Origin of the sequence: Malikia sp., assembly GCF_028687635.1 — a bacterium.
Classification (GTDB): Bacteria; Pseudomonadota; Gammaproteobacteria; order Burkholderiales; family Burkholderiaceae_C; genus Malikia.
In genome coordinates, this window is the sequence record NZ_JAQTZS010000026.1 from 1 (window position 1) to 23,522 (window position 23,522).

Sequence of the window (23,522 nt, forward strand, 5' to 3'; positions counted from 1 at the left end):
GCGACAACGACAGCAGCAACGTGAGCATACGCCGGCGCAAGATGCGCGCCGGCACCAGCCTCGACTACCGCCAGCAGATCCTGTTCGGTCAAATCTCGCCAGACTCAACATAGCGCGATCGCCCTGGAATATGAGCGATAAATCTATTTTAAAAGGTAAACATATGATAAATTATTGAAAACAATTTCAAGTCAGAGGCGAAAATGGGTGAGATCAAGGCCAGTCCGGCGATAAATTCGAAGACTGCATTGGCCCGCCCACTCCAGATCCTGGTGGCCGATGACGATGCCCTCAATCTGAGGGTGGCCGCGCGCCTGTTGAGAGAACAAGGCTGCAGCGGGGCGCTGGTCACCAGTGGCGACAAGGCCCTGCAGCTGATCGCCCAGCGGGAATTCGATCTCATGCTGCTTGACATCAGCATGCCGCAGATGGATGGCGCACAGACCCTGCGGGCCTTGCGCGAGCGAGAGCGCCAAGACGGGCGCCACCTGCCAGTCGTCATGGTGTCGGGTTTCGAGGACCGGGCCACGGTCGAACGCTTCCTGGCTGCGGGTGCCGACGGTTTCCTGGTCAAGCCGCTGGCGGCCGACAGCCTGCGCGCGGAGATCCGCCGGGTGACGAGGGGCTAGCGCCATGCTGCTGTCCAAGAACCCAGCGCGCGACATGGAGCTGCTGCTGCACGCCATGAGCCGGCTGGCTCTGGTGCTTGAAACCGACCATCGCGGCCGCATCCTGCGCACCAATGAGCGTTTTGAACAGCTCAGTGGCTTTCACGAGGCCAAGCTGCGCGGTCGGACCCCGCGCAGTCTGCGCTCGGGCATCCATCCCCCCCTGTTCTGGAAGCAGCTCTGGCGCACCCTCGGCCAGGGGCGGACCTGGCAGGGCCAGATCTGCAACCGCGCGCGGGACGGACGCTTCTACTGGATCGAGGTCATGGTGCTGCCCATCGCCACGGCGGACAAGCGGGTGGAGAAATACCTCTGCGTCGGCCACCATATCGCCAATTCGAGGCTGGATGTGGCCTCGATGGTTTCCAACCAGAACATGTTGATCCGTACCACCAGCATTGCCGGCGTGGGCGGCTGGTACCTCGATCTGCGGACCCAGCGCCTGTTCATGACGGATGCATGCCTGGGCATTTTTGGTCTGGAGCCCAGCAGTTGCAACGATGCCTGCGTCAACCAGGTGTATTTCGAGCCGCGCTCGCTGCCCGCGGCCCTGGTCGCGCTGGCAACGACCGTGAGCGTCGCCGGATCGACCGAACGGGTCGAGGAGTTCCGCCTGCCGTCGGGAGCCAAGCGCTTCATCCGGCTGCTGGGTGAACTCGACCTGCATGATGGCCAGCCCAGCCGCGTCATCGGCGCCGCGCAGGATATCACCGAGCAGGTCACTGCCCAGCGCGGCATCGAGGAAAGCCAGCGCATCCTGCGCTCGGCCATCGACGAGTTCGGCGAGGCCTTCGCGCTGTTCGATCCCCAGGAAAGGCTGGTGTTCTGCAACGATCTCTATCGCGGCATCTACCGCATCCGCGACGACGAGGCCATGGTCGGCATGCGTTTCGAGGACATTCTCCAGATCGCCATCGAGCGGGGGGCCTTCCCCGGCGTCGATCGCCACGACCGCAGTTGGGCGGTCAAACGCCTGGAAGCGTTTCGCCGCCCCAGGTTCGAGCACAAGAAACAGTTGGCCGACGGTCGCTGGCTCAAGTCGATCGATCGCACCACGCCCGACCAGTTCCATGTGGGCTTTCGCATCGACATCACCGACATGCAGCGCGCGCTGGAAGCCACCGATGCCGCCTCGCGCAGCAAGAGCCAGTTCCTGGCCAACATGAGCCACGAAATCCGCACGCCCATGAATGCCGTCCTCGGCATGCTGGAGCTGTTGTCGCACACCGGCCTGAGCGCCAGGCAGGGCGACCTGGTGCAGAAGGCCAGCAATGCCGCTGGCTCGCTGCTCGGCATCCTGAACGACATCCTGGACTATTCCAAGGTCGAGGTGGGCAAGATGCAGCTCGACCTGGAGCCCTTCGTGCTCGACCACCTGCTGTGCGCCCTCTCGACCATCCTGTCGGGCACCATCGGCAGCAAGCCGGTGGAACTGGTGTTCGACATCGATCCCGAGATCCCCGCCATGCTGATCGGCGATGCCCTGCGCCTCAAGCAGGCCCTGATCAACCTCTGCGGCAACGCGATCAAGTTCACCTCCGAGGGCGAGGTGGTGCTGGGCCTGAAGCTGCAGCGCCTTGACCGCGCCACGGCGCGCGTGGCCTTTTCGGTCCGTGACACCGGCATCGGCATCACCCGCGAGCAGCAGCAGCGTATCTTCAGTGGCTTCTCGCAGGCCGATGCGGCCACGGCGCGCCTGTACGGCGGCACCGGACTGGGCCTGTCGATCAGCCAGCGACTGGTCGGCTTGATGGGCGGGCAGCTCACCGTGGACAGCGTCGTGGGCCAGGGCAGCACCTTCTCCTTCGAGATCGAGCTGCCGATCGCCAGAAAATGGCCGGCCCATCTGCCGCAGCGCACCGATGTGCGCATGAGCGGATTGAGCGTGTTGCTGGTCGAGGACAAGGCGCTGACGCGCGCGGCCGTGGCGCGCATGCTGGGCGGCCTGGGCTGGTCGGTCCAGGCGCTGTCGAGCGAGGCGGCCGCCCTGGCCTGGCTGGAGGCGAGCTTCGCCGATGGCAGCGCGCCCGATGTCGTCCTGATGAATGCCGGCCTGCCGAGCGGCAGCCCGTTGCGCCAGCACTGCAACGACTGGCAGAGCCGGAAAACTTCGCAGCTGCTGCCGCCGATCCGGGTCAACATCACCTCGGCGCCGGTGGACCTGTTGCGCGATTGCGATGACATTTGGTGCGTGACCTTGGTCAAACCCCTCACGGCGGGCATGGTGTTCGATGCTGTCGCGAGCCTGCGCCTCGGCGGCCCGACCCGTGGCCTGCCGGCCGTGTCGGCCCCCTCCTTGCGGCGTCTGGCCGGTCTGAGGCTGCTGCTGGTCGAGGACAACCTGATCAACCAGGAGATCGGACTGGAGGTGCTGCGGCGCGAAGGGGCGCAGGTCGATCTGGCCGAGAATGGACAGGAAGGCGTCGCCGCGGTCAACCAGGCCGAGACGGCCTACGATCTCGTGCTGATGGACATGCAGATGCCCAAGATGGATGGCCTGCTGGCGACCCAGGTCATACGCCGCAATCCGCGCCACCAGGCCTTGCCCATCCTGGCCATGACGGCCTATGCCATGCAGGAGGACCGCGATGCCTGTCTGGTCGCGGGCATGAACGGCCATGTCAGCAAGCCCTTGGACATCAACCATCTCGTGCGCACCATCCTGGAGCACACGGGACGGCTGGCATCGGCTGACTCCACCGCCGCCGGGGCCGCTGCCCCATCCACCCAGCCCGAACCGCCGGCGCAGGTGCTCGGCGCCGCGCAGGCCATCCGGCGGCTGGGTCATGACCCGGTTTTCTATGCTCGCCTGCTCGAGAGCTTTCCGCGTTCGGCGCGGGAACTGGCCAAGCGACTGCGGCTGCATGTGGCCCAAGGCGAAACCCGCGCCGCCGCCGCCTTGGCCCACCAGCTCAAGGGGGCAGCGGCCGCTGTCGGCGCCGAGCGCCTCGCCGCGGCCTGTGGCCAGTTCGAACAGCAGGCCAGGGCCTGGTCGGGCATGGCCCAGCCGACCGAGGCCACGCCCTGCGGGGTCACGAAGGCCTTGCTGCTGCACGCGATCGACGAAGCGCTGGAGCAGGTGCTTGCCGTGCAAGCCCAGTGGCAGCCGCCCGCCAGCGCCATGCCGCTCGCTGCCGAGTCGCCAGGGGATGCGCTGGCGACCCTCCAGTCCGATCTCGCGGCCTTGCTCGCGGCGCTGCGCGATGGCGAGATGGAGGTTTTCGAACGGTTCGAAGCCCTGTCCAGGCGCCATGGCCATGTCCCGGCAGCGACCTGGGAACCATTGCGACGGGCGATCGAGCAATTCGACCCGGATGCCGCAGAGCAAGCCGCCAGCGATTTCCTGGAAACAATTTCATCTGATATATAACGCTTGACCCATGCACATCAATCGGCCCGTCACTCTGAATTCCTACGATTTTCCAGCCGATTTGACGCTGATCTCAGTGACCGATCTCAAGGGTCGCATCACCTATTGCAACAGCAATTTCGTGGCCGTCAGCGGTTTCCCGAGCGAGGAGTTGCTGGGCCAGCCGCACAACATCGTGCGCCATCCCGACATGCCCGAGGAAGCCTTTCGCGACATGTGGCAGACGATTCAGGGCGATGGTCTGCCCTGGAGCGCGCTGGTCAAGAACCGCCGCAAGAATGGCGACCATTACTGGGTGCGTGCCAATGCCACCCCGGTGCGCGACGGCGATCGCATCGTCGGCTTCCTGTCGGTGCGCACCAAGCCCACGTCGCAAGAGATCCAGATCTTCGAGCGCCTGTACGCCACCATGCGCGCGGAGGCCGAAGCCGGCAGGTTGGTTCACGTGCTGCGCCATGGCGAGGTGCTGCGCAAGGACTGGGCCGGTGCCATCTCTCGCCTGTTGCACCCCACGCTCAAGGGCCAGTTGATCGGTTTGTCCCTGTGGTCGAGTGGGGTGCCGGTCGCAGCCGACCTGCTCGGCGCTTCCTGGTGGGTCGTTGTCCTGGCCGGACTGGTTTCGCTCTCGACCGCCGCCTATGGCACGCTGCGCCTGGCGATCGCGCCGCTCAAGGCCGTGATCGCCACCGCCAACATGATGGCCGCCGGCGATCTGACCCACCCCGTCAAGGTCAACGGCAAGGGCGAAATCGGGCAGTTGCAACTGGCCTTGGCCCAGCTGACCGTCTCGGTGCGCACCGTCGTGCGCGATGTCCGCCACGAGGTGGCCAACCTGCGAGGGGGGGCCCAGGAAATCGCGGCTGGCGGCCAGGACATGTCCTCGCGCACCGAGTCGCAAGCCAGCAACCTGGAGCAGACCGCGGCCTCGATGGAGGAGATCAACGGGGCCATCAGGCATACCACCCATCTGACTTCCGAGGGCGCTGCGGTGGCGCGCGAGACCAGCACCGTGGCCCGGCACAGCCAGCAGGCCGTGCTCAACGTGGCCGACACCATGAAGGAGATCGCCGAGTCTTCCCGCTCCATGGGTGAAATCGTGCATGTGATCGAGGGGGTGGCCTTCCAGACCAATATCCTGGCGCTCAACGCGGCCGTCGAAGCCGCGCGAGCCGGCGAGGAGGGCCGCGGCTTTGCCGTGGTGGCGCGCGAGGTGCGCGTGCTCGCGCAACGCGCCTCGAACGAGGCCAAGGCCATCCGGCAGTTGATCGAGGACTCCCGCGTCCGCATCGATGCCGGCAATCTGCGCGCCGCCGAGGCGCGCGGCCGGATGGATGAAGCCATGGCCTCGGTCCAGAAGGTGACCACGGTGCTCGATGAAATCCACCACGCCACCCAGGAGCAATCGAATGGCGTGTCGCAGATCAGCACGGCCGTGATCCAGCTCGATTCGATCACCCAGCAGAATGCCGCGATGGCGGAGCAGTTCGCGGCCGGTTCCGCCTCGCTCCAGCACCAGGTCGAGAATGTCCACCGCACCATCCGCGTGTTCAAGCTGGTGGCAAGCGACACCACGCTGGCCGAAGTGGATGCGGTCGAGTTGCGCCAGCAGCAATGCCAGCCAGGCGCCGATGGCGTCGTTGCTCAGCTCGATTTCGACCGGGCCATCGAGTCCCATCACCAGTGGCGGGTCACCCTGCGCAATTCGATCGCGCGCAAGCTCAAGGTGGATGTCGACAGGTTGCGTCGCGACGATTGTTGCGAGCTGGGGCGATGGCTGCACGGCTCGGCCGGCCAGGGCTGGGGCTCGAACCCCGCCTTCACTCGGCTGCTGCAACATCACCGCGACTTCCATCAGGAGGCGGGCAGGATCGGCGACCTGATCAACCAGAGCCAGCTGCGCGAAGCCGAGAGGTTGGTCGGCCCCGGCCAACCTTTCAACAAGGCGGGCCTGCAGGTCGTCGCCGACATCGTGGCCTTGCGCCAAGCCGTCCAGGGCGGTGCGCGGTCTGTTGCCTCTGTTGCCCCGCTGCGGGCAGCGCGCCCGTCGGGGACGCCGGTCAGGGAGCCGGTGGCTGCCGAGGCCGATTGGGAAACCTTCTGACGCGGCGGGCCGCCTCGCGGTGCGGCCCCGCTCTTCCCGCGCTCAGTCGGCCAGCATCTCGCACAGCGCCTTGACCAGCTGCGCGCACTGTTCGTCGGTGCCGATCGTGATGCGCAGGAACTGGTCGATGCGCGCCTGCTTGAAGTGGCGCACCAGGATGGCGCGTGCGCGCAGCGCGGCGGCCAGTTCGGCGCCGTCGCGGTTCGGGTGACGCGCGAAGACGAAGTTGGCGCCCGAAGGCAGCACCTCGAAGCCGAGCTGCCGCAGCTGGGCGACCAGGGTCTCGCGGGTCGCGATCACCTGCTGGCAGCTGTGCTGGAAAAATCCCTCGTCCTCGACCGAGGCCACCGCGCCAGCCAGCGCGAGGCGGTCCAGCGGGTACGAGTTGAAGCTGTTCTTGACCCGTTCCAGGCCTTCGATCAGCTCCGGGTGGCCGATCGCATAACCCACGCGCAGGCCCGCCAGCGAGCGGCTCTTGGAGAAGGTGTGCACCACCAGCAGGTTGGGATACTCGTCTACCAGCGCGATCGCGCTCTCGCCGCCGAAGTCGACATAGGCCTCGTCGACCAGCACCACCGCGTCGGGGTTGGCGGCGACGATGCGCTCGACCGCGTCCAGCGCCAGCAGGCGCCCGGTCGGCGCGTTCGGGTTCGGGAAGATGATCGCGCCGGCTTTCTGGCCCGGTCCGTCGCCCTGCGGCAGGTAGTCCTCGACCCGGATCGTGAAGTCATCCGCCAGCGGGATCTGCCGCTGCGCGACGCCGTAGAGGCCGCAATAGACCGGGTAGAAGCTGTAGCTGATGTCGGGGAACCAGAGCTCGCGCTCCTGCTTGAGCAGCGCCTGGAAGGCATGCGCCAGCACCTCGTCCGAACCGTTGCCGACGAAGACCTGGTTCGGCTGCACGCCATGGCGGTGGGCCAGCGCGGTTTTCAGCGCGTCGGCGTTCGGGTCCGGATACAGGCGCAGGCTGTCGCCGGTCGCCGCGCGGATCGCCGCCAGCGCCTTCGGCGACGGGCCGTAGGGATGCTCGTTGGTGTTGAGCTTGACCAGGTTGTCGATCTTGGGCTGTTCGCCCGGCACGTAGGGGGTCAGGCCGTGTACGACGGCGCTCCAGTAGCGGCTCATGCGGTGATTCTGCGGTGGGGAATGGACCGGCCAGGACGGTTGCCGGCAGGGGCAAAACGGGCTGACGATGGTATCATGGGTCCCATTTTCCCTACTGGGCGTCACGCCCTCCCAGCCCCATGCGGCAAGCCGAAGTCACCCGCAACACCCTCGAAACCCGGATCAGCGTCCGCATCAATCTGGACGGCACCGGTCAAGCCAAGCTGAACACCGGCATCGGTTTCTTCGACCACATGCTGGACCAGATCGCGCGCCACGGCCTGATCGATCTCGATATCCAGTGCCAGGGCGACCTGCACATCGACGGCCACCACACGGTCGAGGATGTCGGCATCGCGCTGGGCCAGGCCTTCGCCCAGGCGGTCGGCGACAAGAAGGGCATCCGGCGCTACGGTCATGCCTATGTGCCGCTCGACGAGGCGCTCAGCCGCGTGGTGGTCGATTTCTCGGGTCGTCCGGGCCTGCACATGGATTGCAAGTTCAGCGCCGGCTCGATCGGTCAGCTCGACACCCAGCTGGTGTTCGAGTTCTTCCAGGGCTTCGTCAACCATGCCCTGGTGTCGCTGCATGTCGACAACCTCAAGGGTCACAACGCACACCACCAGTGCGAGACGATCTTCAAGGCCTTCGGCCGCACCCTGCGTGCCGCGCTCGAACTCGACCCGCGCTCGGCCGGCGTGATTCCCTCGACCAAGGGCTCGCTCTGATTTCCTTCGCCAGCGCTCCGGAACCGACAAGGTCAACCACCCCGGCCTAAAGGCCGAGGCTTGCAAGGTTAACGCCTCGTCAGCCTGAGATTGACCAGACCGAGCACCGCAAGGTGCTTGCGTTGTGCAGAAGACAGTAAGACCCACCCTGGCGTGCTTCCTCAGCGCCGGGCTCTGGAAGTAGCCGCTGCAGACACGCTTCGGGTAAGCACGAAACGGGCGGCGACCGGCGCGTAAGCGCCACCTGCTGCACAACCTGGTCGAGGGGAGCCGGGTCGAAAGACCCGCGTCACCAGGCCCGTAAGGGCTGACAGCCGGAAAGACGGCATTGTTTTATAGGAGCTGACTTGTCAGTGTATGTGTTGGACCGAAGCGGCAAGCCGCTGATGCCGTGTACCGAGAAGCGAGCCCGCTTGCTGCTCGAGCGCGGTCGGGCGCGGGTGCATCGGCTGGTGCCCTTCGTTATCCGGCTCGTGGACCGGCAAGTGACTGACTGCGCCTTGCAGCCGCTGCGCGTCAAGCTCGACCCAGGAAGCAAAGGCACAGGGCTGGCGCTGGTGCGCGACACCGAGCAGGTCGATGCCAACACGGGCGAGATTCAGCGTGGCGCGTCGGTGCTGAACCTGATGGAGCTGGTGCATCGGGGCCGGGAAATCTCCGAAGCACTGACTGCGCGCCGGCAGATGCGTCGCCGACGTCGCGGCGCCAATCTCCGCTACCGCGCGCCGGGCTTCCTCAACCGTAGACGCCATGCGGGTTGGCTCGCGCCTTCGCTGCAACACCGGGTCGATACGACAAGGGCTTGGGTGACACGGATACAGCGCTGGGCACCCGTGGCGGCCTTGAGCTCGGAGCTGGTGCGCTTTGACACGCAGGCGCTGGACAACCCGGACATCGAAGGCGCGCAATACCAACAAGGCACGCTCGCGGGCTACGAGGTGCGCGAGTACCTGCTGGAGAAATGGGGCCGGCAGTGTGCCTACTGCGACGCCACCGGCGTGCCGCTGCAGGTCGAGCACATCCACCCCAAGGCGCGTGGCGGCACAAACCGCGTGAGCAACCTGACGCTGGCGTGCCAGGCTTGCAACGCGCGCAAGGGTGCCCTGCCGCTCGAAGTCTTCGTGACCGACAAGGCCCGGCTGGCGCGCATTCAGGCTCAGCGCAAGCGTCCGCTCAAGGATGCTGCCGCGGTCAACAGCACCCGAAAAGTCTTGGTGGGGGCGCTGCAAGCGACGGGCTTGCCAGTCGAAACCGTGTCAGGTGGGCGCACGAAATACAACCGCATCCGGTTCAAAATCGAAAAAACGCATGCGCTCGATGCCGTGTGCGTGGGTGACGTGGATATCGTCACGGACTGGGACAAGCCGACGCTGGCCCTCAAATGCACCGGGCGCGGCAGCTACCAGCGCACGCGCCTGAACCAGTACGGCTTTCCGCGTGGCTACTTGATGCGCACCAAGCGCGTCAAGGGCTTTGCCACGGGTGACTTGGTGCGTGCCGAGATGCCTAAGGGCAAGAAGGTGGGCACGCACATAGGCCGTGTGGCGGTCCGCGCTAGCGGAAGCTTTAACATCCAGACCGGCACCGAGGTGGTGCAAGGTATTTCGCACCGCCACTGCCAGGTGCTGCAACGCGCCGATGGCTACGGCTACTTTCATCAACAGAACTTGACAAGAAAGGATGCGGGAGAGGGTCGTGCCAAGCGCACGACGCGCTCTGCCTCCCCGGCCTGAAGGCCGAGGTTTCCCGCGCAATCTGATGAACCGACAGACAGTGGCCGTGGTCGACTACGGCATGGGCAATCTGCGCTCCGTCGCACAGGCCGTCATTCACGCCGCGACCGCGGTCGACCATGTGGACGTGGTCGTGACCTCCGACCCGCAGGCGGTGCGTGACGCGCACCGCGTCGTGCTGCCCGGCCAGGGCGCCATGCCCGACTGCATGATGGAGCTCGAACGCTCCGGCCTGCGCGACGCCGTGCTTGAAGCCGCCGCCGCCAAGCCGCTGTTCGGCGTCTGCGTCGGCATGCAGATGCTGCTCGACCACAGCGAGGAAGGCCCGACCGACGGCCTGGGCCTGATCCCGGGCCGCGTGATCCGCTTCCAGCTCGACGGCCAGTACCAGCCCGACGGCAGCCGCTTCAAGGTGCCGCAGATGGGCTGGAACCGCGTTTTCCACCAGCTCGGACGCGGCGACTCGCACCCGGTCTGGGCCGGCATCCCCGACGGCGCCTACTTCTATTTCGTGCACAGCTTCCACGCCCATCCGCAGCAGCTGGCGCACAGCGTCGGCGAAACCGACTACGGCAGCCGCTTCAGCTCGGCGGTGGCGCGCGACAATATCTTCGCGACCCAGTTCCACCCGGAGAAGAGTGCTGACCAGGGCCTCGCGCTCTATCGCAACTTCCTGCACTGGAATCCCTGATTTTTTTCGTCCCTTCTGAACTCGATACCGCCATGCTACTGATCCCTGCCATCGACCTGAAAGACGGCCAATGCGTGCGCCTCAAACAAGGCGACATGGACCAATCCACCGTGTTCGGCGAAGACCCCGCGGCCATGGCTCGCAACTGGGTAGCCAAGGGCGCGCGCCGCCTGCACCTGGTCGACCTCAACGGCGCCTTCGCCGGCCAGCCGCGCAACGGCAACGCGATCCGCTCCATCCTGAAGGAAGTCGGCAACGAGATCGACGTCCAGCTCGGCGGCGGCATCCGTGACCTCGACACCATCGAGCGCTACCTCGACGCCGGCCTGCGCTACGTCATCATCGGCACCGCCGCGGTCAAGAACCCGGGCTTCCTGCAGGACGCCTGCACCGCCTTCCCCGGCCACATCATCGTCGGCCTCGATGCCAAGGATGGCAAGGTCGCGACCGACGGCTGGTCCAAGCTGACCGGCCACGAAGTCGCCGACCTCGGCAAGAAGTTCGAGGACTACGGCGTCGAATCCATCATCTACACCGACATCGGCCGCGACGGCATGCTGTCGGGCATCAACATCGAAGCCACCGTCAAGCTGGCGCAGGCGCTGACCATTCCCGTGATCGCATCCGGCGGCCTGTCCAACCTCGACGACATCCGCAATCTGTGCGCGGTCGAGGACGAGGGCGTGCAGGGCGTGATCTGCGGCCGCTCGATCTACAGCGGCGACCTCGATTTCGCGGCCGGCCAGCAGCTGGCCGACGAACTGCGCGGCTGACGCCATGAGCGCGCGCGCCACCCTGGTCCCCGAAACCCATGCCGGCCTGAACTGCTGGCGACTGGCCTTGCCGGGTGGCGACAACCTGCGGGTGGCCGAGCAGGGTGGCCATCTGCTGTCCTGGGTGGCGGGCGGGCGCGAGCGGTTGTTCCTGAGCCCGCGCAGCGCGCTCGACGGCAGCGCGCCGATCCGTGGCGGCGTGCCGGTCTGCTGGCCCCAGTTCAACCAGCGCGGCGATTTGCCCAAGCATGGCTTCGCGCGCCAGCTGCCCTGGCTGACCACCGCCTATGACCTCGGCTCTGATGCGGCCAGCCTGGAGCTCACGCTGTGCAGCAGCGAGCGCACGCGCTCGCTCTGGCCGCATGAGTTCGAGCTCACGCTGACCCTGCAGCTCCAGCCTGGCCGGCTGCGCCTGACGCTGGGCGCGCGCAACACCGGCGCCCAGCCGCTGGCCTTCACCGGCGCGCTGCACAGCTACTTCGCCTGCGACGACGTCGCCCAGGTCTTGTTGTCCGGTCTGCAGGGCCGACCGGAATGGGACGCGCTGACCGATGGCCATGCCCAGGGTGGCGAGACGCTGCGCTTCGACTCCGAGTTCGACCGCGTCTATTCCGGCACGGCTGCTCCCATGCTGCTGCGGGAAGGCGCGCAGGGCTTGCGCATCAGCCAGAGCCCGTCCTGGTCCGACACCGTGGTCTGGAACCCGCATGTCGCCAAATGCGCCGCGCTGGCCGACATGGAGGCCGATGGCTGGCGCCGCATGCTTTGCGTCGAGGCGGCCCGGGTGTTCGAGCCCGTGGCGCTGGCGCCCGGCCAGCAGTGGCTGGGCTGGCAGCAGCTCGAACTCGCCTGAGCGCGCCGGCGGCCGTGGCGCGGTGCTGCGACAATAGCGCCATGCTTGCGAAACGAATCATCCCCTGCCTGGACGTGACCGGCGGCCGCGTGGTCAAGGGCGTCAATTTCCTCGAACTGCGCGATGCCGGCGATCCGGTCGAGATCGCGGCCCGCTACAACGAGCAGGGCGCCGACGAACTGACCTTCCTCGACATCACCGCCACCAGCGACGGCCGCGACCTGATCCTGCACATCATCGAGGCCGTCGCCTCCCAGGTCTTCATCCCCCTGACCGTGGGCGGCGGCGTGCGCGTCGTCGAGGACGTGCGGCGACTGCTCAACGCCGGCGCCGACAAGGTCAGCTTCAACTCGGCCGCGCTGGCCAACCCGCAGGTGATCCGCGACGCCTCGGCCAAGTACGGCTCGCAGTGCATCGTGGTCGCGATCGACGCCAAGCGCCGCCGGCCGGAGGATGAACTGCGCCTGGCCCTTGATGGCCGGCCGGTCGGCCCGGGCTGGGACGTCTACAGCCACGGCGGGCGCAAGAACGTCGGCCTCGACGCCGTCGCCTGGGCGACCCAGATGGCCGACCATGGCGCCGGCGAGATCCTGCTGACCAGCATGGACCGCGACGGCACCAAGTCCGGCTTCGACCTGCAGCTCACGCGCGCGGTCAGCGACGCGATCCCGGTGCCGGTGATCGCCTCCGGCGGCGTCGGCAACCTCGACCATCTGGCCGACGGCGTGCAGCAGGGCGGCGCCGACGCGGTGCTGGCCGCCAGCATCTTCCATTACGGTGAATACACCATCGCCGAGGCCAAGCAGCGCATGGCCGCGCGCGGCATTCCGGTGCGCCTGTGAGGAACGGCAGCATGAATTGGCTCGACCAGATCAAGTGGGACGACAAGGGCCTGGTGCCCGTGATCGCGCAGGAACACGCCAGCGGCGACGTGCTGATGTTCGCCTGGATGAACCGCGAGGCGCTGCAAAAGACCGCCGAGCTGGGCCGCGCGGTCTACTTCAGCCGCTCGCGCAACAAGCTCTGGTTCAAGGGCGAGGAATCCGGCCATGTGCAGACCGTGCACGACATCCGGCTCGACTGCGACAACGACGTGGTGCTGCTGAAGGTCACGCAGCAAGGCCATGAGCCCGGCATCGCCTGCCACACCGGCCGCCACAGCTGCTTCTACCAGCGCTACCAGCCCGGCCAGGAAGGCAGCGGCGAATGGCATTGCGTCGACCCGGTGCTCAAAGACCCCGAAAGCATCTACCAATGACGAACTCCACCGACATCCTGGACCGCCTCGCGGCGGTGATCGAATCGCGCAAGCCCGCCAACGGCGGCGACCCCGAGAAAAGCTATGTCGCGCGCCTGCTGCACAAGGGCCCCGACGCCTTCCTCAAGAAGGTGGCCGAGGAAGCCGGCGAGGCCGTCATGGCCGCCAAGGACCTGCAATATGGTGCCGGCGAGGCCAAGGCCCTGGTCGGCGAGGTGGCCGACCTCTGGTTCCACAGCATGATCGCGCTGGCGCATTTCGGCCTGAACCCGGCCGACGTGGTGGCCGAACTGGCACGCCGCGAGGGCCTCGGCGGCCTGGAAGAGAAAGCGCTGCGCAAGGCCAAGGCACGCGAGCAGGGCGAGTAAGCCAAGCCCAGCCCAGGGAGCATCGCATGACCGACGACGACCGCAACGACCGCAACGAACGCCTGCGCAGCCTCGGCAACGTGGGGCTGATCAGCTACCTGCTGCACCTGATCGTCGCCGTCGGCGCCCTGATACCGGGCGGCCAGTGGGGACCGACGCTGCTGTTCGTCGCGCTGGTGCTCGACTTCGTCAAGCGCGACGACGCGCGCGGCACCTGGCACGAAAGCCATTTCCGTTGGCGCATCCAAACCGTGCTCTGGGCCATGCTGGCCTATCTGCTGACATTGCCGCTCTGGTTCATCTTCATCTTCCCCGGCTGGCTGGCCTGGACCGCCATCTCGGCCTGGTTCCTGTATCGCATCATCAAGGGCATGTTCCGCCTGAACGCGGGTCAACCCATGGAGTTTCCTGAATGAACGCTTCCCCCGACTGCATCTTCTGCAAGATCGTTGCCGGCCAGATCCCGAGCCGCAAGGTCTACGAGGACGATGATATCTACGCCTTCCACGACATCAGTCCCTGGGCACCGGTGCATTTCCTCGTGATCCCCAAGCTGCACATCCCCTCGATGGCGCAGGTCGCGGCCGAACACGAGCGCCTGCTGGGCCGCATGATGACGCTGGCGCCCCAGCTCGCGCTGGAGCAGGGCTGCAACCCTTACCCGGCCGGCGGCTTCCGCATCATCGCCAACACCGGCGACGAGGGCGGCCAGGAGGTGCATCACCTGCACCTGCACGTGATCGGCGGCCCGCGTCCCTGGGCGCGCGGCTGACTTGATTTCAGTGGAAGGTCACCCCATATGGGGATAATGAAGAATTGCCGTGTGTGAACCTATCGCGCGCGGCGTAATCCAAACCGATTGATGGGGACGCTGTCCCCGCTCTGGAGTTCACACCATGGGTAGTTTTTCCATCTGGCACTGGCTGATCGTGCTGCTGATCGTCGTCATGGTCTTCGGCACCAAGAAGCTCAAGAACATCGGTTCCGACCTCGGCGGCGCGGTCAAGGGCTTCAAGGACGGCATGAAGGACGGCGGCGCCACCGCTGACGACAAGCCGGCTTCCCAGGTCACGCAGAGCCAGCCTGCCACCGAAAAGACCACCATCGACGTCGAGGCCAAGACCAAGGGTTGAGCCTGAGTCGCTGAAGCCCACATGATCGATCTCGGCATATCCAAACTCGCGCTGATCGGCGCGGTGGCGTTGATCGTCATCGGCCCCGAGAAGCTGCCGCGCGTCGCGCGCATGGTCGGCACCTTGCTCGGCAAGGCGCAGCGCTATGTCGCCGACGTCAAGGCCGAGGTCAACCGCTCGATGGAGCTCGACGAGCTCAAGAAGATGAAGGACAGCGTCACCAGCGCCGCGCACGAGGTCGAGTCCTCGCTGCGCGATGTCGGCAGCGAGTTCGAGCGCAACCTGAGCGGCGCGGCCCCCGCGCCGGACGATCTCCCGTCCTTCGACCCCGTCTACCCGGCCTATCGTCACCCGAAGAAGAACTTCAGGCTCAAGCAGAAGGCCGTGCCGCAGTGGTACAAGGCCCGCCAGGGCGTGCGCAGCAAGGCGCAGTCCGGCGCGGCGCGGGTGGCGCGCTTTCGCCCCAAGTCCCGCTTCCAGTGACCCCCTGAGCCATGTCAGACAAGCAAGAACAGGCCGACGAACTCGCCGGCAGCGAACAGCCCTTTGTCCAGCACCTGATGGAGCTGCGCGACCGGCTGCTCTATTGCGTCTACGGCATAGCGGCCGCGATGGCGCTGCTCGCGCTCTGGCCCGGTCCCTCGGGGCTGATCGACCTGATCGCGGTGCCGATCCGGGCCCATATGCCGCCCGATGTCAAGCTGATCGCGGTCGGCGTCTTCACGCCCTTCTTCATTCCGCTCAAGGTGCTGATGATGGCCGGCCTGCTGCTGGCACTGCCCTGGGTCCTCTATCAGATCTGGGCCTTCATCGCCCCCGGCCTCTACAGCCATGAAAAGAAGTTCGCGCTGCCGCTGATCATCTTCGGCAGTCTGCTGGCCTATGTTGGCATCGCCTTCGTGCAGTTGTTCGTGCTCGACAAGATGTTCGGCTTCATCCAGGGCTTCACGCCCGAGAGCGTCAACGCGACGCCCGACATCGCCTCCTATGTCGAGTCCATCCTGTCGCTCTACCTGGCCTTCGGCCTGGCGTTCCAGGTGCCCATCGTCGTGATGCTGCTGGTGCGCTTCGAGCTCGTCACGGTGGACCAGCTCAAGGCCTACCGTGGCTATTTCGTCGTCGGCGCCTTCGTCGTCGCGGCCATCCTGACGCCGCCCGACGTGATCTCGCAGCTCGCGCTCGCGGTGCCGATGTGCCTGCTGTACGAGATCGGCATCCTGGGCTCGCGCTGGTTCTCGCGCATCAGCCGCGCGCCCGATTCCGAGTCCGAGCAGACCAAGGCCGACTGAGGTCAGCGCTGCGCGGGCACGGCGGCCCTGCGCTGTGCCGGCACCACCTGCAGCTGCTGGCGCGCGTTGCGCCGCACCACTTCCAGCCGGGCCGGCTGGCCTGGCGGCAAGGCCGCCACCGCGGCCAGCAGTCCGGCCACGTTCCTGACCGGCTGGCCCGCGATGTCAACGATCACGTCGCCCGGGCGCAGTCCGGCTTGCGCCGCCGGGCCGTTCTGCAGCACGCCGGTGATCATCACGCCCTCGCGCAGTTCGGTGTCGAAGTAGGCCGCCAGCTCGGGGGTGAGCTCTTGCGGTTCGACGCCGATCCAGCCGCGCGTGACCTTGCCGTCGCGCAGGATGGCCTCCATCACGCTGCGCGCAATCGAGGTCGGGATCGCGAAGCCGATCCCCATCGACCCGCCCGAGCGCGAATAGATCGCGGTGTTGATGCCCATCAGCCGGCCCTGCGCATCGACCAGCGCGCCGCCCGAGTTGCCCGGGTTGATCGCCGCATCGGTCTGGATGAAGTTCTCGAAGGTGTTGATGCCGAGCTGGTTGCGCCCGAGCGCGCTGACGATGCCGCTGGTCACGGTCTGGCCGACGCCGAAGGGGTTGCCGATCGCGAGCACCACGTCGCCGACCGCGAGCTGGCCCGAGTCGCCCAGCGTGATGACCGGCAGCTGGTCCAGGTCGATCTTGAGCACCGCCAGATCGGTCTCGGGGTCGGTGCCGATCACGCGCGCGGCCGCCTTGCGCCCGTCGCTGAGCTGGACCTCGATCTCGTCGGCGTCCTCGATCACATGGTGGTTGGTCAGCAGATAGCCGCTCGGGCTCACGATCACGCCCGAGCCCAGGCCCGTCTGCGGTTGCGACTCGGCCTGCTCGCCGTAGAAGAAGCGGAACCAGGGGTCGTTCGCATAAGGGTTGCGCGCCGGCGCCTTGCTGGTGCTGATGCTGACCACGGCCGGCGTGGCCGCCTGCGCCGCGCTGCGGTAGCTGCTGGCGGCGGTCGTTGTCGCGGGCGCGGCGGATTGCAGCACCGGGACCACGGCGGGGCTGGCGCTGCGCTCCAGCCACTGCGGCCTGAGCGTGCCGACCACGAACCAGGCGGCCAGCAGCAGCGTGACCGATTGCGAGAAGAGCAGCCAGTAGCGTTTCATGTCAAATCAAGATTGTTTTGATATGGATCAACGAGGATCAACCCGGCTTGGGCTGAAATGACCCTTTGAATCCAAGGTTATTGACGGAGCCAACATGAAAGCAATTGTGGACCTTTTTTCGACCGACTATGGTCTGATGAGCATAGGAGTGATCCTGTTCGTGATCTTCATGTCGGTCTGGTTTTCACGTTTTTTCAAGCGCAAGATGAACGAGTCGTTGCAGGAGCAACAGCGGCTGCAGGTGGGTCAGCGCGCCAACCGCTGAGCGCCCGCGCCCCTTGAGGGCGCGCCGCCCGCCAGGCTGTCACAATGGGGTTCGAGTCCAGCCACAGCCTGAAAATGACCGCATCCTCCGAGCCCGTCGTTCCCTCACCCCTTGAGCCTGCCGCCCCGTCGGCATCCGTCGGCGGCTGCCGCCTGACCGAGCTGGTCGCCACCTGCGACCGCCTGTTGCAGCCGGCCCTGTTCAAGGACTACGGCCCCAACGGCCTGCAGGTCGAGGGCCGCGCCCACGTGCGCAAGCTCGTCAGCGGCGTGACCGCCAGCCGCGCGTTGATCGAGGCGGCGATCGCCGCCGAAGCCGATGCCATCCTGGTGCATCACGGCCTGTTCTGGCGCGGCCAGGATGGCCGGGTGACTGGCTGGATGAAGCAGCGCCTCGCGCTGCTGCTGCGCCACGACATCAGCCTGATCGCCTACCACCTGCCGCTGGACGCGCATCCCGAACTCGGCAACAACGCGCAGCTCGGGCTCCAGCTCGGGTTCGCGCCGCTGGCCGACGCTGGCTGGGGGCGTTTCGGCGAGCAGCAGCTGGGCTTCCTGGGTGAGGTCGCCCCCTGCGGCGGGTCCGAGCTCGCCGCCCGCGTCGAGCTTGTGCTGGGGCGCCCGCCGACCCTGGTCGACCCTGGCACCCGGATCATCCGGCGCGTGGCCTGGTGCAGTGGCGGCGCGCAGGGCTATTTCGAGGCCGCGATCGCCGCCGGCGCCGACGCCTTCCTGACCGGCGAGATCTCGGAGCCGCAGGCGCATCTGGCGCGCGAATGCGGCGTCGCCTTCCTGGCTTGCGGCCACCATGCCACCGAGCGCTACGGCGCGCCCGCGCTGGGCGCGCGGCTGGCCCTGCAGCTCGGGCTGCAGCACGAATTCATCGAGATCGACAACCCCGCATGACGCAGCAGACCGCCAACACCCTCACCGCACCGATCGCCATCACCATGGGCGACCCGGCCGGCATCGGCCCCGAAATCGTCGCGCAGGCCTTTCGCCTGCGGCCCGACTGGTCGCGGCGCTGCTTCGTGGTCGGCGACCTCGCCACCTTGCGCCGCGCGGCCGAAGTCACCGGCGGGTTGCTGCCGGTCGCGGTGATCGAGTCGCCGACCGACGTGCACGGCCTGCCGCCACGCTGCCTGCCGGTGCTGCCCGCGGTCCGGCTGGAGTCGCTGGCCGAATGGGGCCGGGTGGATGCCCGGGCCGGTCGCGCCGCCGCCGACAGCATTGCCTGGGCCGCGCGCGCCGCGCTGCGCGGCGAGCTGGCTGCCGTCGTCACCGCGCCGATCCACAAGGAAGCGCTGGCGGCGGCCGGCGTGGATCATCCCGGTCACACCGAATTCCTGCAGGCACTCGCGGCAGCGCATCTCGGCTGCGGCATCGCCCAGCTGCCGGTGCGCATGATGCTGTCGAACGATGAGTTGCGCACCGTGCTGGTCAGCATCCATGTCTCGTTGCGCGACGCGCTCGATGCCGTCACGACGGCCAATGTGCTGCGGACGCTGCGCATCACGGCCACCCATCTGAAGCGCCAGCTCGGGCGCGCGCCGCGCATCGCGGTCGCGGGCCTGAATCCGCACGCGGGCGAGGGCGGGCTGTTCGGGCGCGAGGAGATCGAGCAGATCGCCCCCGCCGTTGAGCAAGCCCGGGCCGAAGGACTGGATGTCAGCGGCCCGCATGCGCCCGACACCGTCTTCATGCGCGCGCGGCGCGGCGATTTCGATGTCGTGATCGCGATGTACCACGATCAGGGTTTGATCCCGGTCAAGTACCTGGGCCTGGAGCATGGCGTCAACAGCACGCTGGGCCTGCCTTTCGTGCGCACCAGCCCCGACCACGGCACCGCCTTCGATCTGGCCGGCAGCGGCCGGGCCGACCCGTCCAGCCTGATCGCCGCGGTACGGGCCGCGATGGGTCTCAGCCCTTCTGCTTGAGGCTGTCGCGGATCTCGCGCAGCAGCAGCACGTCCTCCGGCGTGGGCGGCGCGGCGGGCGCCGGTGCCGGCTCGGCACGCTTGAGGCGGTTGATCTGCTTGATCATCAGGAAGATGGCGAAGGCCAGGATCACGAAGTTGAGCGCCACCGTGAGGAAGTTGCCGTAGGCGAACACCGGCACGCCAGCCTTCTTGAGCTCGGCCAAGGTCAGCAAAGTCCCGGGTGGCGGGTCCCCGAGCACGATGAACAGGTTGGAGAAGTCCAGTTTGCCGACCAGCCGGCCGACCAGCGGCATGATCAGGTCCTCGACCACCGAGCCGACGATCTTGCCGAAGGCGCCGCCGATGATCACGCCGACCGCCAGGTCGATCACATTGCCCTTGACGGCGAACTCGCGGAATTCCTTCATCATGCCCATGATTGGCCTCCTTTTCTGTCAATTGAGGGTGCACAGGCCCATGGTATAAGGTTTTGCGTCGACCGGGGAGTGCGCTCCGGTACAATGCCATGTTGACCAGAGCTGGCGTTCCGGCCATCTCCCTTGTCCTTCCCCGTCATTGAAAGATCCCCATGAGCGAAGCATCCGTCGACAACGGCCGCCGCACCTGGCTCATTACCTCGGGCGCCGTGGGCGCAGTGGGAGCCGCAGCCGTCGCCGTCCCCTTTGTGAGCAGTTTTCAGCCCTCCGAACGCGCCAAGGCCGCCGGTGCAGCCGTCCAGGTCGACATCTCGGCGATTCAGCCGGGGCAGAAGCTCATGGTCGAATGGCGCGGCAAGCCCGTGTGGATCATGAAGCGCACGCCCGAGCAGCTTGCCTCGCTGGAAAAACTCGATAGCGAGGTGGTTGACCCCGAGTCCAAGCGCACCGCTTACCCGACGCCCGAGTACGCCAGGAACCGTCACCGCTCGATCAAGCCCGAGGTCTTCGTCGGCATCGGCATCTGCACCCACCTGGGTTGCTCGCCGTCGGACAAGTTCCAGACCGGCGCCCAGCCCTCGCTGCCCGACAACTGGCAGGGCGGCTACCTGTGCCCCTGCCACGGTTCGACCTTCGACCTGGCCGGCCGCGTCTTCAAGAACAAGCCGGCTCCGGACAACCTCGAAGTGCCGCCGCACATGTACCTGTCCGACACCGTGCTCCTGATCGGTGAAGACAAGAAGGCCTGAGTCGAATCAAACAGAGGAACATCATGGCAGCTGAATTCAAGGAACTTCCGGCCAACGCCCCCACGGGCGAGAAGGTCGTCAACTGGTTCGAGAACCGCTTTCCCTCGGCATTTGCTGGCTACAAGCAGCATCTGTCCGAGTACTACGCGCCCAAGAACTTCAATTTCTGGTATTTCTTCGGCTCGCTGGCACTGCTGGTGCTGGTGATCCAGATCGTGACCGGCATCTTCCTGGTCATGAACTACAAGCCGGACGCCAACCTGGCCTTCGCCTCCGTCGAGTACATCATGCGCGATGTGCCCTGGGGCTGGCTGATCCGCTACATGCACTCGACCGGCGCTTCCGCCTTCTTCGTGGTGGTGTATCTGCACATGTACCGCGGCCTGATCTACGGCTCCTACCGCAAGCCGCGCGAACTGGTCTGGGTCTTCGGCTGCGCCATCTTCCTGGCGCTGATGGCGGAAGCCTTCATGGGCTACCTGCTGCCCTGGGGCCAGATGTCGTTCTGGGGTGCCCAGGTGATCGTGAACCTGTTCGCCGCCGTGCCCTTCATCGGTCCGGACCTGGCGCTGCTGATCCGCGGCGACTTCGTGGTCGGTGATGCGACGCTGAACCGCTTCTTCAGCTTCCACGTGATCGCAGTGCCGCTGATCCTGCTGGGTCTGGTGGTCGCGCATATCCTGGCGCTGCACGATGTCGGCTCGAACAACCCCGACGGCATCGAGATCAAGGGTCCGAAAGCGCCCAAGGACGCCCAGGGCCATCCGCTCGACGGCATTCCCTTCCACCCCTACTACTCGGTCCATGACCTGCTGGGCGTCGGCGTGTTCCTGATGGCCTTCTCGGCGATCATCTTCTTCGCGCCCGAGTTCGGTGGCTACTTCCTCGAGTACAACAACTTCATCCCGGCCGACCCGTTCACGACCCCGCTGCACATCGCGCCGGTCTGGTACTTCACGCCGTTCTACTCGATGCTGCGTGCCATCACCAGTCAGATGATCTACGTGCTGATCGCCGTGGCCGTCATCGGTGCCCTGCTGGGCCTGGCCAAGGCCAAGGTCGGTGGCGCCGGCAAGGTGGCCATCCTGGCTGCCACCGCCGTCGTGATCGCCCTGCTGCTGTCGATCGATGCCAAGTTCTGGGGCGTCGTGGCCATGGGTGGTGCGGTCGTGATCATGTTCTTCCTGCCCTGGCTGGATTACAGCCCGGTCAACTCGATCCGCTATCGTCCGAGCTGGCACAAGCTGGTCTACGCCGTGTTCGTGATCAACTTCCTGATCCTGGGCTATCTGGGCGTGCAGCCGCCGTCCCCGGTCGGCGAGCGCGTCTCGCAGGTCGGCACCCTGCTGTACTTCGGCTTCTTCCTGCTGATGCCGTGGTGGAGCCGCCTGGGTACGCCCAAGCCGGTCCCGAGCCGCGTGACCTTCAAGCCGCACTGAGCCCAACCGCCTACAGGAGTTACAAGATGAAAAAGTGGATTGTGGGCTGCGTGATGGCCCTGGGTCTGGCCGGTGGTGCGCTGGCCGCTGGCGCCGGCTTCCCGCTGGACAAGGCGCCCGACCTGAGCAAGAAGAGCGAGAAGGAATACCAGGCTGCGCTGCAGAATGGTGCCAAGCTCTTCGTCAACTACTGCCTGAACTGCCACTCGGCAGCCTTCATGCGCTTCAACCGCCTCAAGGACATCGGCCTGAGCGAGCAGCAGATCAAGGACAACCTGCTGTTCACGACCGACAAGGTCGGCGAGGTCATGAAGTCGACGATCAACCCGCGCCAGGCCAAGGAATGGTTCGGCGCCAACCCGCCCGACCTGACCTTGATCGCGCGCTCGCGCGCCAGCGCTGCCGGAACGGGTCCTGACTACCTCTACACCTACATGCGCACCTTCTACCGCGACGACACCCGTCCGACCGGCTGGAACAACATGGTCTTCCCGAACGTGGGCATGCCGCATGCGCTGTACGATTTGCAGGGCGAGCGCAAGCCGGTCCTCGACGAGCACCACAAGCTCACGGGCTGGGAGCAGGTCAAGCCCGGCAAGCTGAGCAACGAGGAATACGACAAGGCCATCGGTGATCTGGTGGCTTACCTGCAGTGGATGGCGGAGCCGGTGCAGCACAAGCGCACCCAGCTCGGCGTCTGGGTCCTGTTGTTCCTGGGTTTCTTCACTTTCGTGGCATGGCGCCTGAACAAAGCGTTCTGGAAAGACGTCAAGTAACCACCATCTGGCCCATGGATTGGGCCGGATAGACCGCAGTGGCTGGCCGCTTCAGGCCCGCCACTGTTTTTTGCTTTCTGATTGAGGAGTTTTCGCCATGATGGTTTTGTACTCGGGCACCACCTGCCCTTACTCGCATCGCTGCCGTTTCGTGCTGTTCGAGAAAGGCATGGACTTCGAGATCCGCGACGTCGACCTCTACAACAAGCCCGAAGACATCGCGGTCATGAACCCCTACGGTCAGGTGCCCATCCTGGTCGAGCGCGACCTGATCCTGTACGAGTCGAACATCATCAACGAGTACATCGACGAGCGTTTCCCGCACCCGCAGCTGATGCCCGGCGACCCGGTCGACCGCGCGCGCGTGCGCCTGTTCCTGCTCAACTTCGAGAAGGAGCTGTTCGCTCATGTGTCGGTGCTGGAGCAGCGTGGCGTCAAGGGCAACGAGAAGGCGGTCGAGAAGTCCAAGGCGCATATCCGCGACCGCCTGACCCAGCTCGCCCCGGTGTTCCTGAAGAACAAGTACATGCTGGGTGACAACTTCTCGATGCTCGACGTCGCGATCGCGCCGCTGCTGTGGCGTCTGGACCACTACGGCATCGAGCTCAGCAAGAACGCCGCGCCGCTGCTGAAATACGCCGAGCGCATCTTCTCGCGCCCGGCCTTCATCGAGGCGCTGACCCCGTCCGAGAAGGTGATGCGCAAGTAAGCGCTTGATTTCTGCCTGT

The 23,522-nt window shown here is 66.2% G+C and carries 26 protein-coding genes; 23 read left to right on the plus strand and 3 right to left on the minus strand.

Annotation, left to right across the window (positions count from 1 at the left end):
• The first annotated feature begins 248 nt into the window (after nt 1–248).
• The 3 genes from PHR85_RS12640 (at nt 249) to PHR85_RS12650 (ending at nt 6,139) form a co-directional block, all read left to right on the plus strand.
• Nucleotides 249–629 (plus strand): response regulator, encoded by a 381-nt coding sequence (locus PHR85_RS12640; protein ID WP_300054781.1) that lies wholly within the window; start codon nt 249–251, stop codon nt 627–629.
• A gap of 4 nt (nt 630–633) precedes the next feature.
• Entirely contained in the window at nt 634–4,038 is a 3,405-nt protein-coding gene (locus PHR85_RS12645; protein ID WP_300054783.1) for a response regulator, read from the plus strand.
• Between the two features lie 61 nt (nt 4,039–4,099).
• Nucleotides 4,100–6,139, plus strand: coding sequence for a methyl-accepting chemotaxis protein (locus PHR85_RS12650; protein WP_367278749.1), 2,040 nt, complete (start codon nt 4,100–4,102; stop codon nt 6,137–6,139).
• A 42-nt stretch (nt 6,140–6,181) separates the two neighbouring features.
• Here PHR85_RS12650 and hisC read toward each other — a convergent pair whose 3' ends face one another.
• The gene (gene hisC / locus PHR85_RS12660; RefSeq protein ID WP_300054785.1) at nt 6,182–7,264 is read right to left on the minus strand and encodes a histidinol-phosphate transaminase; all 1,083 of its coding nucleotides are present in this window, start codon (nt 7,262–7,264) and stop codon (nt 6,182–6,184) included.
• A 119-nt stretch (nt 7,265–7,383) separates the two neighbouring features.
• Here hisC and hisB point away from each other — a divergent pair, with 119 nt between their 5' ends.
• The 13 genes from hisB to tatC all read left to right on the plus strand — a co-directional run bounded on the left by hisB (nt 7,384) and on the right by tatC (nt 16,069).
• Complete coding sequence (gene hisB / locus PHR85_RS12665; protein WP_300054786.1) at nt 7,384–7,971, plus strand: imidazoleglycerol-phosphate dehydratase HisB; 588 nt, start codon at nt 7,384–7,386, stop codon at nt 7,969–7,971.
• A 386-nt stretch (nt 7,972–8,357) separates the two neighbouring features.
• Nucleotides 8,358–9,704, plus strand: coding sequence for an RNA-guided endonuclease IscB (gene iscB, locus PHR85_RS12670; RefSeq protein WP_300054788.1), 1,347 nt, complete (start codon nt 8,358–8,360; stop codon nt 9,702–9,704).
• 25 nt (nt 9,705–9,729) lie between these two features.
• Entirely contained in the window at nt 9,730–10,395 is a 666-nt protein-coding gene (gene hisH, locus PHR85_RS12675) for an imidazole glycerol phosphate synthase subunit HisH (protein ID WP_300054790.1), read from the plus strand.
• 32 nt (nt 10,396–10,427) lie between these two features.
• Nucleotides 10,428–11,168: a 1-(5-phosphoribosyl)-5-[(5-phosphoribosylamino)methylideneamino]imidazole-4-carboxamide isomerase gene (gene hisA / locus PHR85_RS12680; protein ID WP_300054791.1), complete on the plus strand. Its 741-nt coding sequence runs from the start codon at nt 10,428–10,430 to the stop codon at nt 11,166–11,168.
• Nucleotides 11,169–11,172: 4 nt separating this feature from the next.
• On the plus strand, nt 11,173–12,021 hold the full coding sequence (locus PHR85_RS12685) for a D-hexose-6-phosphate mutarotase (RefSeq protein ID WP_300054793.1): 849 nt from the start codon (nt 11,173–11,175) through the stop codon (nt 12,019–12,021).
• A gap of 41 nt (nt 12,022–12,062) precedes the next feature.
• Nucleotides 12,063–12,863 (plus strand): imidazole glycerol phosphate synthase subunit HisF, encoded by an 801-nt coding sequence (gene hisF / locus PHR85_RS12690; RefSeq protein ID WP_300054794.1) that lies wholly within the window; start codon nt 12,063–12,065, stop codon nt 12,861–12,863.
• Between the two features lie 11 nt (nt 12,864–12,874).
• Complete coding sequence (gene hisI, locus PHR85_RS12695) at nt 12,875–13,279, plus strand: phosphoribosyl-AMP cyclohydrolase (RefSeq protein ID WP_300054796.1); 405 nt, start codon at nt 12,875–12,877, stop codon at nt 13,277–13,279.
• Nucleotides 13,228–13,647: a phosphoribosyl-ATP diphosphatase gene (locus PHR85_RS12700; RefSeq protein WP_300054798.1), complete on the plus strand. Its 420-nt coding sequence runs from the start codon at nt 13,228–13,230 to the stop codon at nt 13,645–13,647. The genes hisI and PHR85_RS12700 overlap by 52 nt, the downstream gene beginning before the upstream one ends.
• Before the next feature lie 26 nt (nt 13,648–13,673).
• Complete coding sequence (locus PHR85_RS12705; RefSeq protein WP_300054800.1) at nt 13,674–14,063, plus strand: hypothetical protein; 390 nt, start codon at nt 13,674–13,676, stop codon at nt 14,061–14,063.
• Nucleotides 14,060–14,419, plus strand: coding sequence for a histidine triad nucleotide-binding protein (locus PHR85_RS12710; RefSeq protein WP_300054801.1), 360 nt, complete (start codon nt 14,060–14,062; stop codon nt 14,417–14,419). Before PHR85_RS12705 ends, PHR85_RS12710 begins: the two co-directional genes overlap by 4 nt.
• A 124-nt stretch (nt 14,420–14,543) precedes the next feature.
• Nucleotides 14,544–14,780: a Sec-independent protein translocase subunit TatA gene (gene tatA, locus PHR85_RS12715; RefSeq protein WP_300054803.1), complete on the plus strand. Its 237-nt coding sequence runs from the start codon at nt 14,544–14,546 to the stop codon at nt 14,778–14,780.
• Nucleotides 14,781–14,801: 21 nt separating this feature from the next.
• Nucleotides 14,802–15,263: a Sec-independent protein translocase protein TatB gene (tatB, locus tag PHR85_RS12720; protein WP_300054805.1), complete on the plus strand. Its 462-nt coding sequence runs from the start codon at nt 14,802–14,804 to the stop codon at nt 15,261–15,263.
• Nucleotides 15,264–15,274: 11 nt separating this feature from the next.
• Nucleotides 15,275–16,069: a twin-arginine translocase subunit TatC gene (gene tatC, locus PHR85_RS12725; RefSeq protein ID WP_300054807.1), complete on the plus strand. Its 795-nt coding sequence runs from the start codon at nt 15,275–15,277 to the stop codon at nt 16,067–16,069.
• Between the two features lie 2 nt (nt 16,070–16,071).
• Here the strand turns inward: tatC and PHR85_RS12730 are convergent, their stop codons facing one another.
• Nucleotides 16,072–17,211 carry a trypsin-like peptidase domain-containing protein gene (locus tag PHR85_RS12730; protein ID WP_300054809.1) on the minus strand — a complete coding sequence of 380 codons (1,140 nt, stop codon included), beginning with the start codon at nt 17,209–17,211 and terminating at the stop codon, nt 16,072–16,074.
• Between the two features lie 94 nt (nt 17,212–17,305).
• On the opposite strand from PHR85_RS12730, the gene PHR85_RS12735 reads away from it, so the two are divergent.
• From PHR85_RS12735 to pdxA, 3 genes are all read left to right on the plus strand, one after another.
• Entirely contained in the window at nt 17,306–17,476 is a 171-nt protein-coding gene (locus tag PHR85_RS12735) for a DUF3149 domain-containing protein (RefSeq protein WP_300054811.1), read from the plus strand.
• Nucleotides 17,477–17,550: 74 nt separating this feature from the next.
• A complete protein-coding gene (locus tag PHR85_RS12740; protein WP_300054813.1) occupies nt 17,551–18,381 on the plus strand; it encodes a Nif3-like dinuclear metal center hexameric protein in 831 nt (276 codons plus the stop codon).
• The gene (gene pdxA / locus PHR85_RS12745) at nt 18,378–19,412 is read left to right on the plus strand and encodes a 4-hydroxythreonine-4-phosphate dehydrogenase PdxA (protein ID WP_300054814.1); all 1,035 of its coding nucleotides are present in this window, start codon (nt 18,378–18,380) and stop codon (nt 19,410–19,412) included. The genes PHR85_RS12740 and pdxA overlap by 4 nt, the downstream gene beginning before the upstream one ends.
• On the opposite strand, the gene mscL is transcribed toward pdxA, so the two are convergent.
• Nucleotides 19,396–19,830, minus strand: a complete 435-nt coding sequence (mscL, locus tag PHR85_RS12750; protein WP_300054815.1) for a large conductance mechanosensitive channel protein MscL — start codon at nt 19,828–19,830, stop codon at nt 19,396–19,398. The two genes, pdxA and mscL, sit on opposite strands and share 17 nt — an antisense overlap.
• A gap of 152 nt (nt 19,831–19,982) precedes the next feature.
• Between mscL and petA the strand changes: the two genes are divergently transcribed.
• The 4 genes from petA (at nt 19,983) to PHR85_RS12770 (ending at nt 23,503) form a co-directional block, all read left to right on the plus strand.
• Nucleotides 19,983–20,579: a ubiquinol-cytochrome c reductase iron-sulfur subunit gene (petA, locus tag PHR85_RS12755; protein WP_300054817.1), complete on the plus strand. Its 597-nt coding sequence runs from the start codon at nt 19,983–19,985 to the stop codon at nt 20,577–20,579.
• Between the two features lie 23 nt (nt 20,580–20,602).
• A complete protein-coding gene (locus PHR85_RS12760; protein ID WP_300054819.1) occupies nt 20,603–22,018 on the plus strand; it encodes a cytochrome bc complex cytochrome b subunit in 1,416 nt (471 codons plus the stop codon).
• A 26-nt stretch (nt 22,019–22,044) separates the two neighbouring features.
• Entirely contained in the window at nt 22,045–22,794 is a 750-nt protein-coding gene (locus PHR85_RS12765) for a cytochrome c1 (RefSeq protein ID WP_300054821.1), read from the plus strand.
• A gap of 97 nt (nt 22,795–22,891) precedes the next feature.
• Complete coding sequence (locus PHR85_RS12770; RefSeq protein ID WP_300054822.1) at nt 22,892–23,503, plus strand: glutathione S-transferase N-terminal domain-containing protein; 612 nt, start codon at nt 22,892–22,894, stop codon at nt 23,501–23,503.
• Nucleotides 23,504–23,522 lie beyond the last annotated feature (19 nt).